This window comes from Stutzerimonas stutzeri, from assembly GCF_000590475.1.
GTDB classification, from domain to species: Bacteria; Pseudomonadota; Gammaproteobacteria; order Pseudomonadales; family Pseudomonadaceae; genus Stutzerimonas; species Stutzerimonas stutzeri_D.
The window spans coordinates 1704731-1723379 of the sequence record NZ_CP007441.1; the positions used below are offsets into that span (position 1 = coordinate 1704731).

16 protein-coding genes are annotated in these 18649 nt (G+C 62.4%); 12 read left to right on the forward strand and 4 right to left on the reverse strand.

Annotation, left to right across the window (positions count from 1 at the left end):
* The first annotated feature begins 3 nt into the window (after positions 1–3).
* The 4 genes from CH92_RS08010 to CH92_RS08025 all read left to right on the forward strand — a co-directional run bounded on the left by CH92_RS08010 (position 4) and on the right by CH92_RS08025 (position 6021).
* Positions 4–636 carry a DsbA family protein gene (locus CH92_RS08010; protein WP_025241252.1) on the forward strand — a complete coding sequence of 211 codons (633 nt, stop codon included), beginning with the start codon at positions 4–6 and terminating at the stop codon, positions 634–636.
* A complete protein-coding gene (locus tag CH92_RS08015; protein WP_025241253.1) occupies positions 629–2410 on the forward strand; it encodes an ABC transporter ATP-binding protein in 1782 nt (593 codons plus the stop codon). Before CH92_RS08010 ends, CH92_RS08015 begins: the two co-directional genes overlap by 8 nt.
* A 161-nt stretch (positions 2411–2571) precedes the next feature.
* Positions 2572–4521: a methyl-accepting chemotaxis protein gene (locus CH92_RS08020; protein WP_025241254.1), complete on the forward strand. Its 1950-nt coding sequence runs from the start codon at positions 2572–2574 to the stop codon at positions 4519–4521.
* Between the two features lie 183 nt (positions 4522–4704).
* Entirely contained in the window at positions 4705–6021 is a 1317-nt protein-coding gene (locus CH92_RS08025; protein WP_025241255.1) for an APC family permease, read from the forward strand.
* Here the strand turns inward: CH92_RS08025 and CH92_RS08030 are convergent, their stop codons facing one another.
* Positions 6022–7062, reverse strand: a complete 1041-nt coding sequence (locus CH92_RS08030; protein ID WP_025241256.1) for a metal-dependent hydrolase — start codon at positions 7060–7062, stop codon at positions 6022–6024. It lies immediately after the preceding gene.
* A 135-nt stretch (positions 7063–7197) separates the two neighbouring features.
* Here CH92_RS08030 and arfB point away from each other — a divergent pair, with 135 nt between their 5' ends.
* Positions 7198–7611 carry an alternative ribosome rescue aminoacyl-tRNA hydrolase ArfB gene (gene arfB, locus CH92_RS08035; protein WP_025241257.1) on the forward strand — a complete coding sequence of 138 codons (414 nt, stop codon included), beginning with the start codon at positions 7198–7200 and terminating at the stop codon, positions 7609–7611.
* A gap of 109 nt (positions 7612–7720) precedes the next feature.
* On the opposite strand, the gene CH92_RS08040 is transcribed toward arfB, so the two are convergent.
* Entirely contained in the window at positions 7721–9031 is a 1311-nt protein-coding gene (locus CH92_RS08040) for an MFS transporter (protein WP_025241258.1), read from the reverse strand.
* Between the two features lie 309 nt (positions 9032–9340).
* Positions 9341–10231, reverse strand: a complete 891-nt coding sequence (locus tag CH92_RS08045; protein ID WP_025241259.1) for a LysR family transcriptional regulator — start codon at positions 10229–10231, stop codon at positions 9341–9343.
* A gap of 124 nt (positions 10232–10355) precedes the next feature.
* Between CH92_RS08045 and CH92_RS08050 the strand changes: the two genes are divergently transcribed.
* The 7 genes from CH92_RS08050 to CH92_RS08080 all read left to right on the forward strand — a co-directional run bounded on the left by CH92_RS08050 (position 10356) and on the right by CH92_RS08080 (position 17828).
* Entirely contained in the window at positions 10356–11177 is an 822-nt protein-coding gene (locus CH92_RS08050) for an FAS1-like dehydratase domain-containing protein (protein WP_025241260.1), read from the forward strand.
* Between the two features lie 147 nt (positions 11178–11324).
* Positions 11325–12488, forward strand: coding sequence for an acyl-CoA dehydrogenase family protein (locus tag CH92_RS08055; RefSeq protein ID WP_025241261.1), 1164 nt, complete (start codon positions 11325–11327; stop codon positions 12486–12488).
* A gap of 247 nt (positions 12489–12735) precedes the next feature.
* Positions 12736–13128, forward strand: a complete 393-nt coding sequence (locus CH92_RS08060) for a VOC family protein (protein ID WP_025241262.1) — start codon at positions 12736–12738, stop codon at positions 13126–13128.
* Complete coding sequence (locus tag CH92_RS08065; protein WP_025241263.1) at positions 13125–14477, forward strand: MmgE/PrpD family protein; 1353 nt, start codon at positions 13125–13127, stop codon at positions 14475–14477. Before CH92_RS08060 ends, CH92_RS08065 begins: the two co-directional genes overlap by 4 nt.
* 124 nt (positions 14478–14601) lie before the next feature.
* Positions 14602–15807 carry a CaiB/BaiF CoA transferase family protein gene (locus CH92_RS08070; protein WP_025241264.1) on the forward strand — a complete coding sequence of 402 codons (1206 nt, stop codon included), beginning with the start codon at positions 14602–14604 and terminating at the stop codon, positions 15805–15807.
* Positions 15808–15955: 148 nt separating this feature from the next.
* Positions 15956–16783: an HpcH/HpaI aldolase/citrate lyase family protein gene (locus CH92_RS08075; RefSeq protein WP_025241265.1), complete on the forward strand. Its 828-nt coding sequence runs from the start codon at positions 15956–15958 to the stop codon at positions 16781–16783.
* 55 nt (positions 16784–16838) lie between these two features.
* Positions 16839–17828 carry a TRAP transporter substrate-binding protein gene (locus CH92_RS08080; protein WP_025241266.1) on the forward strand — a complete coding sequence of 330 codons (990 nt, stop codon included), beginning with the start codon at positions 16839–16841 and terminating at the stop codon, positions 17826–17828.
* 198 nt (positions 17829–18026) lie between these two features.
* Here the strand turns inward: CH92_RS08080 and CH92_RS08085 are convergent, their stop codons facing one another.
* Positions 18027–18434, reverse strand: coding sequence for a PA2817 family protein (locus CH92_RS08085; RefSeq protein WP_025241267.1), 408 nt, complete (start codon positions 18432–18434; stop codon positions 18027–18029).
* Positions 18435–18649 lie beyond the last annotated feature (215 nt).

The window sequence follows — 18649 nt, forward strand, 5'->3', positions numbered from 1 at the left end:
CCGATGCGCACCCGACTGATTTATGTGATGGACCCGATGTGCTCCTGGTGCTGGGGCTTCGCGCCGGTGGTACAGGCTTTGGTTGCCCAGGCGCAGGCACAGGGTGTCGGTGCCGATCTGGTAGTCGGCGGCCTGCGTCAGGAGCGCATCGCCATGGATCAGGCCGGCCGTGAACGCACCCTGTCTTATTGGCATGCGGTGCACGAAGCGAGCGGACAACCGTTCAACTTCGATGCGGGATTGCCGGACGGTCTGGTCTATGACACGGAGCCAGCCTGTCGCGCCGTGGTGGCGGCGCGCAGTCTCGATCCGCAGCTGGTCTGGCCACTCGTTGGGCTGATTCAGCGGGCGTTTTATGTCGACGGGCGCAACGTCACGATGCCGCCAGAACTGGTTGATCTGGCCGAGGCGGCAGGCATACCCCGTATCGAGTTCGCCGACCGGTTCGATTCCCAGGCGGTGCGCGATGCCACGGAGGCTGACTTCGACTGGGCGCGCAACCTTGGCATTGCCGGATTCCCCACCTTGCTTGCCGAGCACAACGGTCAGTTGGCGCTGTTGACCAACGGCTTCCAGCCACTTGACGTATTGTCACCTCTGCTGGTGCGTTGGCTGGACCATAACGTCCATGCCTGATCAACTCAGCTGGGCGGAGATCCGCCGTCTCGCGTTGCATCATCGCAAGGCGTTGATCCTCGCCAATCTGGTGGCTGTGCTCGCTACCCTTTGCAGCGTGCCGATTCCGTTGCTGTTGCCGCTGCTGGTCGATGAGGTGCTGCTGGGGCAGGGCGATACGGCGCTGCAGATAATGGATAGGTTTCTGCCGACGGGCTGGCAGACGGCGATTGGCTATATCGGCCTGATGCTCTGCGCGACGCTGCTGCTGCGGGCGTCTGCGCTGATTTTCAACGTGCTGCAGGCGCGGCTGTTCGCGCGGCTGTCGAAGGACCTGGTCTACCGCATCCGCGTGCGGTTGATCGAGCGGCTCAAACGTATCGCGCTGAGCGAGTACGAAAGTCTGGGCGGCGGAACCGTCGCGGCGCACCTGGTCACTGATCTGGAGACCATCGACAAATTCATCGGCGAAACCCTCAGTCGGCTGCTGGTGGCACTGCTGTCGATAGCCGGCACGGCGGCGATCCTAGTCTGGATGCACTGGCAACTGGCGCTGCTGATCCTGCTGTTCAACCCGCTGGTGATCTACGCCACGGTGCAATTGGGTAAACGCGTCAAGCACCTGAAGAAGCTGGAGAACGACAGCACCTCGCTGTTTACCCAGGCGCTCACCGAAACCCTGGATGCCATCCAGGAAGTGCGCGCCGGTAATCGCCAGGGTTTCTTTCTCGGCCGGCTTGGGCTGCGCGCGCGTGAGGTGCGCGATTACGCCGTGGCCTCTCAATGGAGGACCGACGCCTCCAACCGCGCCAGCGGGCTGCTGTTCCAGTTTGGCATCGACATCTTCCGCGCGGCGGCGATGCTCACCGTGTTGTTCTCCGACCTGTCGATCGGCCAGATGCTGGCGGTGTTCAGCTACCTCTGGTTCATGATCGGGCCGGTGGAACAGCTGCTCAATCTGCAATACGCGTTTTATGCCGCTGGCGGCGCGCTCAGCCGTATCAATCAATTGCTGGCGCGTGCCGACGAGCCACAGTATGTCGGCGGCAACGACCCATTCGCGGGAAGGGATACGGTGGATATCGAGGTTCGCGGGCTGCGATTCTCCTATCAGGACGAGCCCGTATTGGAAGGCTTGGACCTCTCGATAGCGGCGGGCGAAAAGGTTGCGATCGTTGGCGCCAGCGGTGGCGGCAAGAGCACCTTGGTGCAGTTGCTGTTGGGTCTGTATCAGCCGCAGGCAGGGCAGATTCGCTTCGCCGGAATCGATGTCGAGCAGATCGGCCTGGGTACGGTTCGCGACAATGTCGCGGTGGTGCTGCAGCACCCAGCGTTGTTCAACGACACGGTGCGCGCCAACCTGCTGATGGGGCGCGAACGGGACGATCAGGCTTGTTGGCAGGCGCTGGAAATCGCGCAACTGGCCGAAACCATCCACCAATTACCGGCGGGGCTCGACAGCGTCGTCGGTCGTTCCGGGGTGCGCCTGTCAGGCGGCCAACGGCAACGGCTGGCGGTGGCGCGGATGGTGTTGGCTGAACCCAAGGTGGTGATTCTCGACGAAGCGACCTCCGCCTTGGATGCTGCCACCGAATATGCGCTGCATCAGGAGCTGAACCGGTTTCTGCAAGGGCGCACCACTTTGATCATCGCCCACCGTCTGTCTGCGGTGAAACAGGCCGACCGGGTCTTGGTATTCGATGGTGGGCGCATCGCCGAGCAGGGTGACCACCTTCAGCTAATCGCGGACGGCGGGCTCTACGCCCAGCTTTACGGTCATCTGCAGCAGCATTGAGCCGTTGTCTCCAATCTGCTGATTGCTCTGCGCGAATTCTATGGTCAGGTCGCTGGCCATTGGCTATCGCGGCCTGATTAAATCGCGTTGTTTCCGCACTCAACTTTGCTCGGTCATGGCCGACTTCATGACGTGCGCTTATTTTTTCTAGGGAATCTCTGATGCAGTCTGTCGATATATTCGCCAACCTTTCCGTGGGCAAAAAGCTGCTGCTCGGCTTTGCCATGGTGTTGTTGCTGACCCTGGGCGTCGCCGGTACCGGCTTTTTCGCCGTGGATTCGATTCTGGCCCGGTCCTCTCAGGCTAATCAGCTCGCCGCCATCAACGCCGCGATTCTCGCTGCACGCGGTCAGGAGCGAGATTACGCCCTGACTCACAGCGACGCGTCCGGTTCGGCGCTGCGTGCCACGCTCGGCCAGCTCAATCAGCGGCTGGATGAACTCTCCGCGATCTCCGGCACCGACGAGCAGGCGTTGCTGCAGCAGATTCGCAGCGATGCCGCAAAATACGCCCAGCAGTTCGACAACTATCGCGCGCTGATCGGCAAGGGCGTCGAGTTGCGTGGGCATATGGGCGATGCCGCGCAGAAGAGTCGTGAGGAGTTCGAATACATCGAGCTGGACATGTACGACGCGGTCCGCGTGTTGCGGCTGGAAGGTGACCATCTCAAGGGCAGCGATCCGCTGACGATCGCCGAAGCCGCGTCCGGCCTGACCAAGCGCATTCTCGATCTGCGCACGTTCGAAAATATTTTCATCGGCAGCAACACTCAAGAGGCCGTAGACAGTTGGAACGAGGTCTATGGCGATGTGACCACCATCGGCAAAAGCCTTAAGACTTGGCTCAACGACGAACAGAAAGCGACGATGGACGGTGCGCTCGCTGCTCTCGCCAGCTATGAGCAGGCGTTTGCCGAATTTCGTCGCAACCGTTCGGAGCGGATCGCCCTGGAAGGCGCCATGGTCGCTCAGGCGCAACGTGTACTGGACACCGCCGACCAGGCTCTGACGAATGCCAACGAAGCGATGCAGAATCAGCGCAGCAGTGCTTATTCGCTGCTTGCGGTGATCACCGCCCTGGCCGTAATTCTCGGGCTGGGAGCGGCTATCGCCATCTCCCGCATGATTGTCGTGCCGCTACGCTACACGGTGCAGCTGGCGCAGCGGGTTGCCGACGGCGATCTCACCCAATCGGAGAAGGTCACACGCCGCGATGAGCTTGGGCAGTTGCAGCAAACCATGTACGCCATGACCGAAAGTCTGCGTACCCTGATCGGGCGCATCGGCGGCAGCGTAGGGCAAATCGCCGCGGCCGCCGAGCAGCTGTCGGCGGTCACCGCGCAAACCAGCGTCGGGGTGCAAAAGCAGCGAGAGGAGACGGATCAGGTCGCAACGGCGATGCATGAGATGGCCGCGACCGTGCAAGAGGTCGCGCAGAATGCCGAGCAGGCATCCTTGGCCGCACGTCAGGCTGATCAACAGGCCCGTCAGGGGGATCTGGTCGTCAAGGAAGCCATCACCCAGATCGACAGCCTGTCCGGTGAAGTGGAGAATTCCGCGCATGCCATCGAAGAGCTGAACACCGAGAGCGGGCACATCGGCAGTGTGCTCGAGGTGATTCGCGCGGTTGCCGAGCAGACCAACCTGCTGGCGCTTAACGCAGCGATCGAAGCCGCTCGCGCCGGTGAGCAGGGCCGTGGCTTTGCTGTGGTGGCTGACGAAGTTCGTGCGCTGGCACGTCGCACACATGATTCCACCGAGGAAATCGAAGGGCTGATCGGCAATCTGCAGCGGGTCGCACAGAAAGCCGTAGAGCAGATGCAGACCAGCCGTGAGCTGACCCAGCGTACCGTTGAGCTGGCCAGTGAAGCCGGCATCGCCCTCGGCCGTATTACCGACTCGGTGTCCACCATCGAGCAGATGAACCAGCAGATCGCTGCGGCTTCCGAGGAGCAGAGTGCGGTAGCCGAAAACATTTCCGAAAGCGTAACCCGGGTGCGCGACATTGGTGAGCAAAGCGCCAGCGGTAGCGAGCAGACCGCTGGTGCCAGCGCCGAGCTGGCGCGTCTGGGCACCGAGCTACAGGGATTGGTAGCGCGTTTCCGTACCTGAAGCAGGTCGTCTTGTCGCAGCGAAGCCCCGATCTGATCGGGGCTTCGTCGTTCATGGCGCTGAACTCCGTCGAGACTCCACCTATCTAGAACAGGAACGCGGCGGTGGCCGCACGCTGTGGAGATGCTCGATGAAAGCCTCGTTATTCGTCGCTGTCCGTTCCGGCGCGGGAGCGATCAGTCCATGAAAATAAATGCATGGGTCGCCGGAGAGTCTCGTCTGAAGCAGGCTATCACCGGGCCGGCGCTGTTTCTGTTCATCCTCGGCGACGTCTTGGGCGCTGGTGTCTACGCGCTGGTAGGCAAGATGGCCGGCGAAGCGGGAGGCGCGGTGTGGGTGCCGCTGCTGGTTGCCCTGGGTTTTGCGATGCTGACCGCGGCGTCCTACGCAGAGTTGGTCACCAAGTATCCAAAGGCGGGCGGCGCGGCGGTGTTCGCCGAGCGCGCATTCGGCAAGCCGCTGCTGTCCTTTCTCGTGGGTTTCTGCATGCTCGCGGCTGGGGTGACCAGCGCGGCCGGGTTGTCCCTGGCGTTTGCTGGCGATTATCTAGGCGCCTTCGTCGATACCCCGGCGGTGCCCACCGCACTGGTGTTCCTGGCCATCGTCGCGTTGCTCAACGCGCGTGGCATCAAGGAGTCGCTCGGCGCCAACGCGGTGATGACCGTCATCGAGGTATCGGGGCTGCTGTTCGTGGTGGTGTTGGCCGCGCGCTTTCTTTTGAGCGGGCAAGGCGAGCCGTCGCGAGTGCTGGAGTTCACGCCAGGCGTCTCGCCTGCCATTGCCGTGTTGGGTGCGGCGCTGATCGCGTTCTACTCGTTTGTCGGCTTCGAGGTATCTGCCAATGTCGCCGAAGAGGTCAAGGATGTTCGGCGCAACTACCCCCGCGCTTTGTTCGGCGCGCTGCTGGCGGCCGGGTTGGTCTACATGGGCGTCGGCATGGCCGCGACGGCGGTGCTTTCCCCTGCGACCCTGGCCAATTCAACAGCGCCCTTGCTGGACGTCGTACGCGCCACCGGTTATGCCGTGCCGGACGGGCTCTTCGCGGCCGTGGCGCTGGTGGCCGTTGCCAATGGCGCGCTGTTGACCATGATCATGTCCAGCCGACTGGCCTATGGCATGGCCGATGAAGGGTTGCTGCCGTCCATACTGACCCGCGTGCTGCCAGAGCGGCGTACACCTTGGCTGGCGATCGTGATTACAACCCTGTTGGCCATGATCCTCACGGTGACCGGCACGCTGACAGCGCTTGCCGAAACCGTCGTGCTGTTGCTGCTGTTCGTCTTCATGAGCACCAATGTCGCGGTGCTGGTGCTGCGCAAAGACAAGATCGCCGAGCCGCATTTCCGCACCCCGACCGTCTTGCCCCTGTTGGCGATCCTTTCCTGTCTGTTGCTGTTATCCCAGCAGAGTGCGGGCACTTGGCTGCGTGCCGGGCTGTTGATGACACTTGGTGCTTTGCTCTACGGGGTTGGCCGCTGGCAGAAGGGGCGCCGACGCTAGTCAGCGCCGGTTCAGTTCGGCGGCCCACTCGGCCAGTGGCAGGGCGGGTTGCTGCTGCCATACGCGCCGCCAGATCAGCTTGAGTCGGTCCATATCGCCGCGCTCGGCGGGCAACCGTTCAACAAAGGGGATCAACTGCCAGCCTTCGCCGCTGCGCTCGGCGAGGGCGAAGCGGAAGGGGTGGAAACCGGTCATGCCGAGTCGTAGATCGGTCACCAGCAACTGACCGTCGATCTCGTCATAACGCAGCACGCCGCCGGTGAACCACTGCAGCCGAGTATGTTGCGGCGACTCGCGCAGGATGTCGGCGAGCCGCTCGCCACGCGCGATGCGCACCAGTTCGGGCGGCTGGTCATCGAACCAGCTCACCAGCGCTTCGTAGTAGTCGTCACCCTGGAGAATGATTACGCGCCACAGCAGGCTGTTGAACGGGGTTGGCGTGCTGAATAGTTGGTTCGCCTGGAGACCTTGACTGGCGATCGCCGTTTCCACGCGCTGCTCGGCCATCTGCTTGCCGGCCAGCGTGAAGCCCAGATACAGCGACGTCACGACCAAGGCCACGACGGGCACGCGAGGGCTGCGGCCTTCCAAGCCGACGATCGCTCCGGCCAGCACCGCCAGCAGCAGGGGCACGCTGTATATCGGATCGATGATGAACACGCTGGACCAGGCCACCGGAGGCGTGGTCAACGGCCAGAACAATTGGGTGCCGTAACTGGTGAAGGCGTCGAGCAGCACATGGGTCACCAGCACCAGCCAGACCGTCATGAACAGGCGTATGCCGCTGTAGCCCGGATCGGGTCGTATTCGGCGGGCGAGCCAGGTCAATGCGACGGCGAGCATGCTGAGGACGAACAGCGAATGGCTGAAGCCCCGGTGATAGGTCATGTCGGCGATGGCATCACCGTAGTCAATCACTACGTCCAAATCGGGCAGCGTGCCCAGTACTGCGCCGTAAAGCAGCGCCTTGCGGCCCTGCCAACGGCCAAGCAACGACGCTTGAACGGTAGCGCCGAGCAGGGCCTGGGTAATCGAGTCCATGCGGGTTTCCATCAGGTGCGAGCAGGCTACAGTAGCCGAACCGACTCACCTGTGGCGGCTCCAAATCATATAAAAACGTGTCCGCACGGCTTGCCTGATGGACAATACCTGCCCACCTCAACCTGCGACGGACCGATGCTCGAGATATCCAATAGCGTGCAGCTAGCCGACAGCGAGATCGAGCTGACTGCCATCCGCGCCCAGGGCGCTGGTGGGCAGAACGTCAACAAGGTTTCCAGCGCGCTGCATCTTCGCTTCGATATCAAAGCCTCCTCGTTGCCGGATTTCTACAAGGAACGCCTGCTGGCGTTGCGTGACAGCCGGATCACTGGCGACGGCGTCATCGTCATCAAGGCGCAGCAGTACCGCACCCAGGAGCAGAATCGCGCCGACGCCCTGGAGCGTCTGGCGGAATTGATCCGCAGTGTGGCGAAAGTCGAAAAGGCGCGGCGCCCGACGCGGCCGACGCTGGGCTCGAAAAAGCGCCGCCTGGAAGGCAAAAGCAAGCGCGGCGCGATCAAGGCCGGCCGCGGCAAGGTGGATTTCTAAAAGGGGCCGGCATTGCGGGCAGGCGCGGTGTATGGGTACCTGCGGTTTGCTGGGATGGCGGCCTGGCGCTAACCGTCCGGGTATCGGTTGGCGCAGGCCTCGCCGCCATTCAATGGGTGCCGGTGCGTGGCTCGATGATGGTTTCCTCGGGCTGGTCGTAGTCGATGTCCGACTCGGTGGCTGCGGTCTCGGTGGTATCGCCCTCCGGCGTGTCCGGCATCAACTCCAGCACCGTGTGGCTGGTACGCAGCATCGGTGTGAAGTGACCGTGCGGCTCGGTCACCAGGTCGAATACCCGGCGTGACCGGAAGTAGGAATAGATGGCCAGGAAGGCCAGGGTCACGGCGAAGAACACCGGCAACGCCTTGGGCCCGAAAAAACTCATCAGGCCACCGGCGATCACCGGACCAAAGGCAGCCCCGAAGCCATTGGCTAGCAGCAGGCCGCTGGAGCCGGAGAGGATTTCATCCGGGTGCAGTTGGTCGACCATCTGCGCCACGGCGATGGAATAAATCGAAAAGGCCAGACCGCCCCATAGAAACATCATCCCCAACAGTAACGATCCGGATGTGAGCGGGGTAATCAGACCGCCAATGACCGCGGCGATCGCCACGACCCAGAGCATCACCAGGCGGCGATCATGCTTGTCGGAAAACAACCCGATCGGCCATTGCAGAACGGCCCCGCCGAGGATGGTGATGCTCATCAACAGGCCCACCCCGGCCGCGTCGAAGCCACTCTGCGAGGCATATACCGGCGCTAGGCCCCAAAACCCGCCCAGGGTCAGGCCCGAAACGCCGGCGGCCATCAAGGGCAGCGGGGCGATACGTGCCAGCTGCAGCAGGTCGGTGGCCGGCATGTCGGGTTGTGCCGGTTGCGTCTGGCGGGTCAGGGTGATCGGCATCAACGCAGCGCAGATGAGGATGGCTGCCAGCGCGAACAGGGTGAAGTTCATCGGGCTGTCGAAACTCAATAGCTGCTGAGCGGCGGCTAGCGAGCCGAGGTTGACCGCCATGTAAATGGCGAACACCTGGCCGCGCTTTTCACCGCTGACCTGGGCGTTGAGCCAGCTCTCGATGACCATGTACAGCGTGACCAGGGCGACGCCGTAGAGCAGGCGCAGCACCAGCCACACCCAGGGGTTGACGATCAGTACGTGCAGCAGCACGGCAACCGAGGCCAGGGCTGCGTAGAAGGCGAAGGTGCGAATGTGGCCGACCCGGCGGATCAGCGACGGTGCGAGCCAGGTGCCGACGAGGAAACCGGCGAAATACCCCGACATCAGCAAACCAATCATTCCAGTGGAATAGCCCTCGGCAATGCCGCGCAGCGTCAACAGCGTGTTCAGCAGTCCGTGGCCGAGCAGTAGTAATGCAACGCCGCCCAGCAGCGAGCCGATGGGGGCAAGTAAGGACGTCATGGCAAACAACCCTAAGCTAGTAAATCCGTGGTGGTAGGCAGCCCGACCAGGGGCGGCATGCCGTTATAACCGTTAAGTTCCTGAAATACCTCGTTAATCCATCGTTGATGGTCTCAAGGCATGCAGCTTGGGCAGCGCTTTTGCCCGAGGATTCAAAACGAAGCGCATTTCCAGCGAAGCGCTCAGCCATTGCTTTGCCCCCTGTATCACGTCCAGCGTGTACCTTCGCGATCCAGGCGCCCGCTGTGTGCAATTGCGCCTGGAGGCAAGTCCAGGCCAGCGTTCATGCTTCAAGCTTGGCTCAAACTTTCAGTTTTGTCCCGGCCGAAGCGTTGCGATAAGCGCCCGGACACTGCCCGGCAGGGCGTCGAGCTCGCGGACCAGAATGCTGCGTTCACGGATCGCCCACGGCTCGTCGAGCTCGATCAGCGCCAGCTGCATGGTGCGGCTGTGCCGGCGTGCGGCCGACTCCGGGATGATCCCGATGCCGACACCCGCTTCGATCATCCGGCACACGGCCTCGAAACTCGATAGTTGGATCCGCAGCGAAAGGGTGCCGCCGAGTTTCTCCACCTGATCGCGAAGAAACGTCAATAACGTGCTGCCCTCATGCAACCCAATATGCTGGTAGTCCAGGGTCTGGCGCAGCGTAACCCGTTTTTCCGCTGCCAGCGGATGTCCAAGCGGAACCGCCAGGAGCAGACGGTCGGTGCTGAAATGCAGGATCTGCAAACCCTCGGCCTGGACCGGTCCGGCGATGATTCCCATGTCCGTGCTGCCATCGAGCACGCCGCGCACGATGTCACGGCTCAGGCGCTCTTGCAGGTCCACGGTGACCCCGGGACGCTGCGCGAGAAAGCCTGCCAGTATTTCGGGCAGAAACTCGGTCACCGCCGTAGTGTTGGCGAAAATGCGGATATGCCCGGTCGAGTCAGTGCTGTATTCGGTGAATTCGCTTTTGAGGTAATCGACCTGGCGCATGATCAGCCGTGCATGCTGAAGCAGCTTATGTCCGGCCGGCGTCAGCTCGACACCCCGGCTGTCACGGTAGAGCAGACGGCTCTCCAGTTGCCCCTCCAGCGCTTTGATGCGCGTGCTCGCCGCCGCAGGGGATAGATGCGCACGGCGAGCCCCTTGGGTCAGGCTGGGCGATTCAGCGATATGGATGAATAGGCGAAGATCGGCCAGATCGAAGTGCATATCAGGCGCTCGGAAGAAGAGAATCGGCGTTCAGCATAGCCGAACGCCGGTATAGGTAAATGCAAATTCTCGGAACGCGGTTCGCGTTGCATGCTACGGCAAACCAAGACAGCCGGAGCTTGAGATGACCGACGTAACTGCCTGGATAGGCCGCACCGAGGAGGTCCATGACCAGCTCAGCCGCAATTTGCTGATGCGGATTGCCGCGACACTGGGCGAAGCGACCCCGGGCCACGGTGAGGGGTTACCGCCGTTGTGGCAGTGGTGTTTCTTTCATGAGCCGGTTGCCGAAAGCGGCCTTGGTGAGGATGGGCATCCGGCGCGAGGTGGTTTCCTGCCGCCGGCTGACAACCGCAATCGCATGTGGGCCGGTGGTCGTGTCGAATTCTTCGAGCCGCTCACGGCAGGCGCCGAAGCCACACGCGTTTCGACCATCAAGCAGGTCGAAGAAAAGCACGGCCGCACCGGCGCGCTGCTGTTCGTCACTGTGCAGCACGACTATATGCAGGGCGGCCGCGTGGCGATCCGCGAGGAGCAGGACATCGTCTATCGCGAACCCAGCCCGCCGAAGACCCGTAGTGGCGAGCCGATGGTCGCCGGCCAGTGGCGCGAGGCGGTGACGCCGACGCCGACGCTGCTGTTCCGCTATTCAGCGGTCACCTTCAATGGCCACCGTATCCATTACGACTGGCCTTATGTCACCGAAGCTGAAGGCTACTCGGGGTTGGTGGTGCATGGCCCGCTGATCGCCACGCTGAACTTGCGCGCGTTCTGTCGTGCCCATCCCGAGGCACGTATCAAGCGCTTTGCCTATCGCGGCCTGCGGCCTCTGATCGCGCCACAGTCTTTCGAGGTGGGCGGGCGCATCGTCGCACCAGGCGAGGCCGAGCTATGGGCTGGTGATCACCATGGCCTGGCGCAGAAGGCCGCCGTGGAATTTGAGTGAGTAACGAATCGTAGGGTGGATCGGGACGCGCAATCGTCGCTTTTTACATCCACCAAAGGCCCTGGCCGGTGGATCGCCACCCGGCGGATCGGTAAAGCGTGATCCACCCTACGTCTGCCGCGACAACCAGAAGTGGTGAAAAACGAGATGACGCCGAACAAGACCGAAGAACTGAATTTCATCCGTGAAGGCGTGCGCGCACTCTGCGCCGAGTTTACGGCTGAGTACTGGCGCAAGATCGACGAGCAGAAGGGCTTTCCGGAAGCCTTCGTCAGCGCTCTGACCGAAGCCGGCTGGCTGTCGGCGATGATCCCGGAAGAATACGGTGGCTCGGGGCTCGGGCTGGCCGAGGCCTCGGTAATCCTCGAAGAAGTGAATCGTTGCGGTGGCAACTCCGGCACCGTGCACGGCCAGATGTACAACATGTTCACTCTGCTCAGAAATGGCAGTGAGGAACAGAAGCGCTTTTACCTGCCGAAGCTCGCCAGCGGCGAGTTGCGTCTGCAATCGATGGGTGTGACCGAGCCCACCACCGGCACCGACACCACCAAAATCAAGACCACGGCGGTGAAGCAGGGCGACAAGTACGTGATCAACGGGCAGAAGGTGTGGATCTCGCGCATCCAGCACTCGGACCTGATGATCCTGCTGGCGCGCACCACGCCGTTGGCCGAGGTGAAGAAAAAGTCCGAGGGCATGTCGATCTTCCTCGTCGACCTGCGCGAAGCCATCGGCAACGGCCTGACCGTCCAGCCGATTGCCAACATGGTCAACCACGAGACCAACGAGCTGTTCTTCGACAATCTGGAAATTCCGGCCAGCAGCCTGATCGGCGAAGAGGGCAAGGGCTTCCGCTACATCCTCGACGGGCTCAACGCCGAGCGTACGCTGATCGCCGCTGAATGCATCGGTGACGGCCGCTGGTTCGTCGAAAAGTCCGCGCAGTACGCCCGCGACCGCGTGGTCTTCGGCCGACCGATCGGGCAGAACCAGGGGGTGCAGTTTCCCATTGCCGAGGCGCATATCGAGATCGAGGCCGCCGACCTGATGCGTTGGCGCGCCTGCGAAGAATACGACAGCGGACGCAATGCCGGGGCGGCGGCGAACATGGCCAAGTACCTCGCGGCCAAGGCCAGTTGGGAAGCGGCCAACGCCTGCCTGCAAACCCATGGTGGCTTCGGCTTCGCCAACGAATACGACGTGGAGCGCAAGTTCCGCGAGACGCGGCTGTATCAGGTGGCGCCCATCTCGACCAATTTGATCCTGTCGTACGTGGCCGAACACCTGTTGGAGCTGCCGCGATCGTTTTAATGGGACGGACGTAGGGTGGAAATCGACCGCAGGTCTTTTCCACGCGTATCCAGTAGACGGCCCAATGGCAGGGAAGACTTGGCGTTCGTTTTCCACCCCCTGGCAGTGGCGATGCAGCGGAGTGGGTTCGGGCAGACGCGTGGAAAAGGCTCGCCGTTTCACCCTACGACGGCAGGTTTGTAGGGTGGATGTCGCGTAGCACATCTGCGCGCGCTTTGAGATGTTGGCGTCAACAGGAGGCACTAGTATGCAGATCGACCACCTCGACCATCTGGTCCTCACCGTCGCCGATATCGAGGCCTCGGTGGGCTTCTACACTCGCGTGCTAGGCATGCAGGCGGTGACCTTCGGCGAAGGTCGCAAGGCGCTTGCCTTCGGCCAGCAGAAAATCAACCTCCACCAAGCCGGTCGCGAGTTCGAGCCCAAGGCTGAACGGCCCGCACCGGGTTCGGCGGACCTCTGTTTCATCGTGACCACGCCGTTGGATGAGGTCGTCGCGCACCTCCATCGCCAAGGCGTGGCGATCATCGAGGGTCCGGTGCAGCGCACCGGCGCGACCGGGCCGATCCGCTCGGTGTACGTGCGTGACCCCGATCTCAACCTCATCGAACTGTCTAATCCAGTGGAGACCGCGTCATGAGCCAGCATACCCAGGCGCTCACCGAATTCCTCGCAGGGCTGCGTTACGAGCAGATTCCGGATGTGGTGCTGGCGCGTACTGAAGACCTCTTCCTTGACTGGCTCGGCTCGGCGCTGGCCAGCGCGGGTTCCCATCCGATCCCGTTGTTCGAGCGCTATGCCGCCCGGATGGGCCCGGCTAAGGGCCCAGCACGGGTATTCGTCAATCGCACCGGCAGCTCGGCGTATTTTGCGGCCTTGGTGAACGGTGCGAGCTCGCACCTGGTCGAGCAGGATGACCTGCACAACAGCTCGGTGCTGCACCCAGCGACGGTGGTGTTTCCCGCCGCACTGGCTGCAGCTCAGGATCTCGGCAAAACCGGTCGCGAGCTGCTGCTGGCCTCGGTTGCCGGCTACGAAGCGGGCATTCGCATCGGCGAATTCCTGGGTCGCTCGCACTACCGCGTCTTTCATACCACAGCCACGGTCGGCACCCTCGCTGCGGCGGTAGCGGTGGGTAAGTTGTTGGATTTCGATCAGCAACAGTTCACTCATTTGCTGGGCAGTGCCGGCACTCAGGCTGCGGGGCTCTGGGAGTTTCTCCGCGATGCCGCCGATTCCAAACAGCTGCATACGGCCAAGGCCGCGGCGGATGGGCTGTTGGCTGCTTACCTGACGGCAGAAGGGCTGACCGGCGCGCAGAACATCCTCGAAGGCGAGCAGGGCATGGCCGCGGGTATGTCCAGCGATGCCGACCCGAGCAAGCTATCGGACCGCCTCGGCTCGCGCTGGGCGCTGGCTGAAACCTCGTTCAAGTACCACGCCTCGTGCCGCCATACTCATCCGGCAGCGGATGCGCTGCTCTTGCTGATGCAGCGTGAAGGGCTGCGTGCTGATGACATTTCCAGCGTGACCACTCGGGTGCATCAGGGCGCCATCGACGTGCTTGGCCGGGTGACGGTGCCGCAAAGCGTGCACCAGGCGAAGTTCTCCATGGGCACCGTGCTCGGCCTGATCGCCGTGCACGGCAAGGCCGGGCTGCCAGAATTCCACACCCTGGCGCTGACCGACGAGGCGGTGGCAGCCTTTCGCGACAAGGTCGAGATGGTACTTGATCCCGAGGTCGACGGTGCTTATCCGGCACGCTGGCTCGGTCGCGTGACGGTCCAGACCACCGACGGCCGCACCCTGAGCGCGGCCATCGACGATCCCAAGGGCGACCCGGGCAACACGCTCAGCCGCGCCGAACTGGAGGACAAGTTCCGCCGGCTGGTGCAGTTTTCCGATGCGCGCAGCGCGGACGAGGCGGGCGCATTGATCGAGAGGGTCTGGCGGCTGCGTGAGCTGCGGCAGCTGGACACGCTGGCCTGAGTCGTTGGGTGAATAACGGCGAAGCCTCACCCACCAGAACAGCGCCAGCTTCGCAGAGACTTGAACAGACGCGTGGAAAAGCCTTCGTCGTTTTCCACCCTACGCCGAATTGCAGGAACCGAACATGAACGACACCCAAGCCAAACCCCGCCCACTCGATGGCATCACCGTGGTCAGCCTCGAGCACGCTATCGCCGCGCCGTTCTGCACACGGCAATTGGCTGACCTGGGCGCTCGGGTGATCAAAATCGAGCGACCCGGCTCCGGCGATTTCGCCCGTGGCTATGACGAGCGCGTCGATGGTCTGGCGTCTCACTTCGTCTGGACCAACCGCTCGAAGGAGAGCCTGACGCTCGACGTGAAGCAGGAAGCCGCCAATGGCGTGCTCGAGCAGCTGCTCGCCACCGCTGACGTGTTGGTGCAGAACCTCGCACCGGGTGCTGCGGCGAGGATGGGGCTGTCGTTCGAAACGCTGCACGAGCGTTTCCCTCGATTGATCGTCTGTGATATTTCCGGCTATGGCGAGGGCGGCCCTTACGAGCAGAAGAAGGCCTACGACCTGCTGATCCAGAGCGAGGGCGGATTTCTCTCCGTCACGGGCGGGCCAGGCGAGACCGAGATGGCCAAGGCCGGCTGCTCGATCGCCGACATCGCCGCTGGCATGTATGCCTACACCGGCGTGCTCTCGGCGCTGATGCTGCGTGACAAAACCGGCGAGGGCAGTCGCGTCGACGTGACCATGCTGGAAAGTCTGGTGGAGTGGATGGGCTACCCGCTGTACTACGCCTACGAAGGCGCGGCGCCACCACCGCGTGCCGGCGCCGCGCACGCCACCATCTACCCCTATGGGCCGTTTCCCGCTGGTGATGGCGGCACCGTGATGCTCGGCCTGCAGAACGAGCGTGAGTGGCAGATGTTCTGCGACAAGGTGCTGCTGCAATCTGAGTTGGCGGATGACGAGCGCTTTTCCGCCAATTTCAAGCGCTCGGAGAACCGCGAGGTACTGCGCGCGATCATCGTCGAGACCTTCTCTACGCTTACCGCTGAACAGGTGATCGAACGTCTCGAGGCGGCTTCCATTGCCAATGCTCACGTCAACGACATGGCTGGTGTCTGGGCCCATCCGCAACTTCAGGCGCGTCAACGTTGGAGCGAAGTGGACAGCCCGTCCGGGCGTCTACCCGCGCTGCTGCCGCCAGGGCGTAACGCTGCATTTACCCCGCGTATGGACCCAATCCCCGCGCTCGGCCAGCACACCGATGCGCTGCTGACGGAGCTGGGCTATGGGCCGGACGACATACAGCGTCTGCATGCGGAGGGTGCGGTGTGACAGGCCGGGCGAAACCGCTTCTGTTGTGGAGCAGCCCGCTTGCTGCCGATCCGACCGCCATAATGCAGCCACTTGGTTGCGAGCAGGCTCGCATCTACAAAGGCGGTGCTTCAGGTAGCTATGAGCCCATAGATAAAAAGGCAAAGCCATGAATTCAAGCATCGTCCGCACCGCATTGTTCGTCCCTGCCACGCGCCCGGATCGGATCTCCAAGGCGCTGGCGACTGGCGCCGATGCGGTGATCGTTGATCTCGAGGATGCCGTAGCGGAAAACCAGAAGGCTGAGGCGCTAAACAATCTGGACGGCTTTCTTGCTGCCGATCCGTCTGCGCGGATACTGGTCCGCATCAATGCCGCGGGACACCTGCAGCAGGCCGAAGATTTGAAGGTCTGCGCAGCCCATTCCGGCGTGATCGGCGTTCTGCTGCCCAAGGTCGAAAGCGCCGCCCAGGTGGCGGAAGCTGCAAGCTGCGGCAAGCCGGTCTGGCCGATCATCGAAAGCGCCCGCGGGTTGGCTGCGCTGCCTGAAATCGCCGTTGCCGATGGCGTCGAGCGGTTGTCCTTCGGCGCGCTGGACCTAGGCCTGGACCTTGGATTGGCCAGCGGTACCGCATCGGCAGAGCGCATGCTCGACCAGGCGCGCTATGCGCTGTTGCTACATTCCCGGCTGGCGCAGCTGGCGCCGCCGCTCGACAGTGTTTTCCCGGATATCAAGAACTTGCACGGCCTCGCCCAGTTCGTTGCGGACGCCCGCGACATGGGTTTCGGCGGGCTGCTGTGCATTCACCCCAGCCAGGTGGCTGTGGTGCACGAAACGCTGATGCCCGGCGCTGACGAACTGGCCTGGGCGCAACGCGTCCTAGCGGCCGGGGCGTCAGGCGACGGGGTCTTCGTGGTGGACGGACAAATGGTCGACGCCCCGGTGCTCGGCCGCGCCCGTCGCCTGCTGCAACGTGCCGGGCAAGCGGTCCCCTGACCGCTGATATCGCCCGCAAACGTACCAACCGACAAAAACAAAAGGGGTACTGACCATGCTGCGAACCAGTCTTAAAGCACTCGTCTGCGCGCTTTCGCTCTCCGTTGCCGGCTTCGTCCAGGCGGAGCCGATTATCATCAAGTTTTCCCACGTCGTGGCGGACAACACGCCCAAAGGGCAGGGCGCTCTGCTGTTCAAGAAGCTCGCTGAAGAACGTCTGCCGGGTCAGGTTGAAGTCGAGGTCTACCCGAACTCGTCGTTGTTTGGCGACGGCAAGGAGATGGAAGCATTGCTGCTCGGCGACGTGCACATGCTGGCGCCGTCGCTGGCGAAGTTCGAGCACTACGCCAAGGCCATTCAGATCTACGACCTGCCGTTCCTGTTCGATGACCTGGCTGCGGCCGATCGCTTCCAGAGCAGCCCGCAGGGCAAGGCGCTCCTGACCTCGATGGAAGACAAGAACATTACCGGCCTGGCCTATTGGCACAACGGTACCAAGCAGATGTCGGCGAACAAGCCATTGCGCGAGCCCGGCGATGCGCGCGGACTCAAGTTCCGGGTGCAGGCGTCTCAAGTACTGGAAGAGCAGTTCAAGGCGGTGCGTGCCAATCCGCGCAAGATGAGCTTCGCCGAGGTCTATCAGGGACTGCAGACCGGGGTCGTTAATGGCACCGAGAACACCTGGTCGAACTATGAGAGCCAGAAGGTTCACGAGGTGCAGAAATACATCACTCAATCCGATCATGGCCTGATCGATTACATGGTCATCACCAATACGAAGTTTTGGCGCGGCCTGCCGGACGATGTGCGCAGCGAGCTGGAGCAGATCATGGAGGAGGTGACGGTCGAGGTGAATCGTCGGGCTGACGAGCTCAATCAGAAGGCCAAGCGCACCATTGCCGAATCAGGTAAGAGCGAAATCATCGAACTGACGCCGGAGCAACGTGGCCAGTGGCGCGAGGCGATGCGACCGGTGTGGAAGAAGTTCGAAGGAGAAATCGGTGCCGATCTGATCAAGGCCGCCGAGGCTGCCAACCAGCCGTAAGCTGGGCGGAATAGAAACTTTTCCCTGAGAAGCGGATGGTAGGGCGTCAAAGCGAAGGCATGAAGTCGACGCTTTATGCAGAGCGGGGGGCTGCTCGGTATCGAGCGGCTTGCCGCAGCTTTCCGATCAGCCTGCTCGATTTCCTCGTCGCTCCGTTCAGCAGTCAAAGCCTGCTGCCGAACGGAGGCGCTCTGAGGCTCAGTGCCTCGGGCTTTCTTCCGGCATGCTCAACAGCTGCTTTTCCATGTTCCAGTCGAAGGGTTCGTCGTTCTGCTCGGCTTCGTAACGGCGCTCCTCCAGCTGCTGGAAGATCTCGATTTCCTCGTCCGGCATGAAATGCAAGCAGTCGCCGCCGAAGTACCAGAGCAGGTCGCGCGGGACCAGGTGAGCGATCTGTGGGTAGCGGTGGAAGACCTGGCAGATCATGTCCTGACCCATGTGCCGTTCTTCCGGCACGTCTTTCAAATTCATGATCAGTTCATCGAAGCGCTCGAGGAACAGCGCATGGCTTTCTTCGGATACCTGTTCGGTTTCACCCATTGCAAGCAGGATGCCGCGCAGATGGGCCAGAAGTGCCAGGTTGTGATCGTGATAGGGGTTGGCCATGGTTCACCTGAGTCGATTGGGCGCGCGATTATAAAGGCGCGCGGATTGATTGGGGCGTGTCTAGTTGACTCGTGGTCTGGGGCTGGGTTCGGCCCAATGGATGGAATGCATGTAGCGGCGAGGCGTCTGGCGCGATGACTATGTTCGACGAAGGACCGGGGCGCTTTGGCGCCCCGGTTGATTGATAGCGGGTGCAGAGCACTCATTCGTGCACT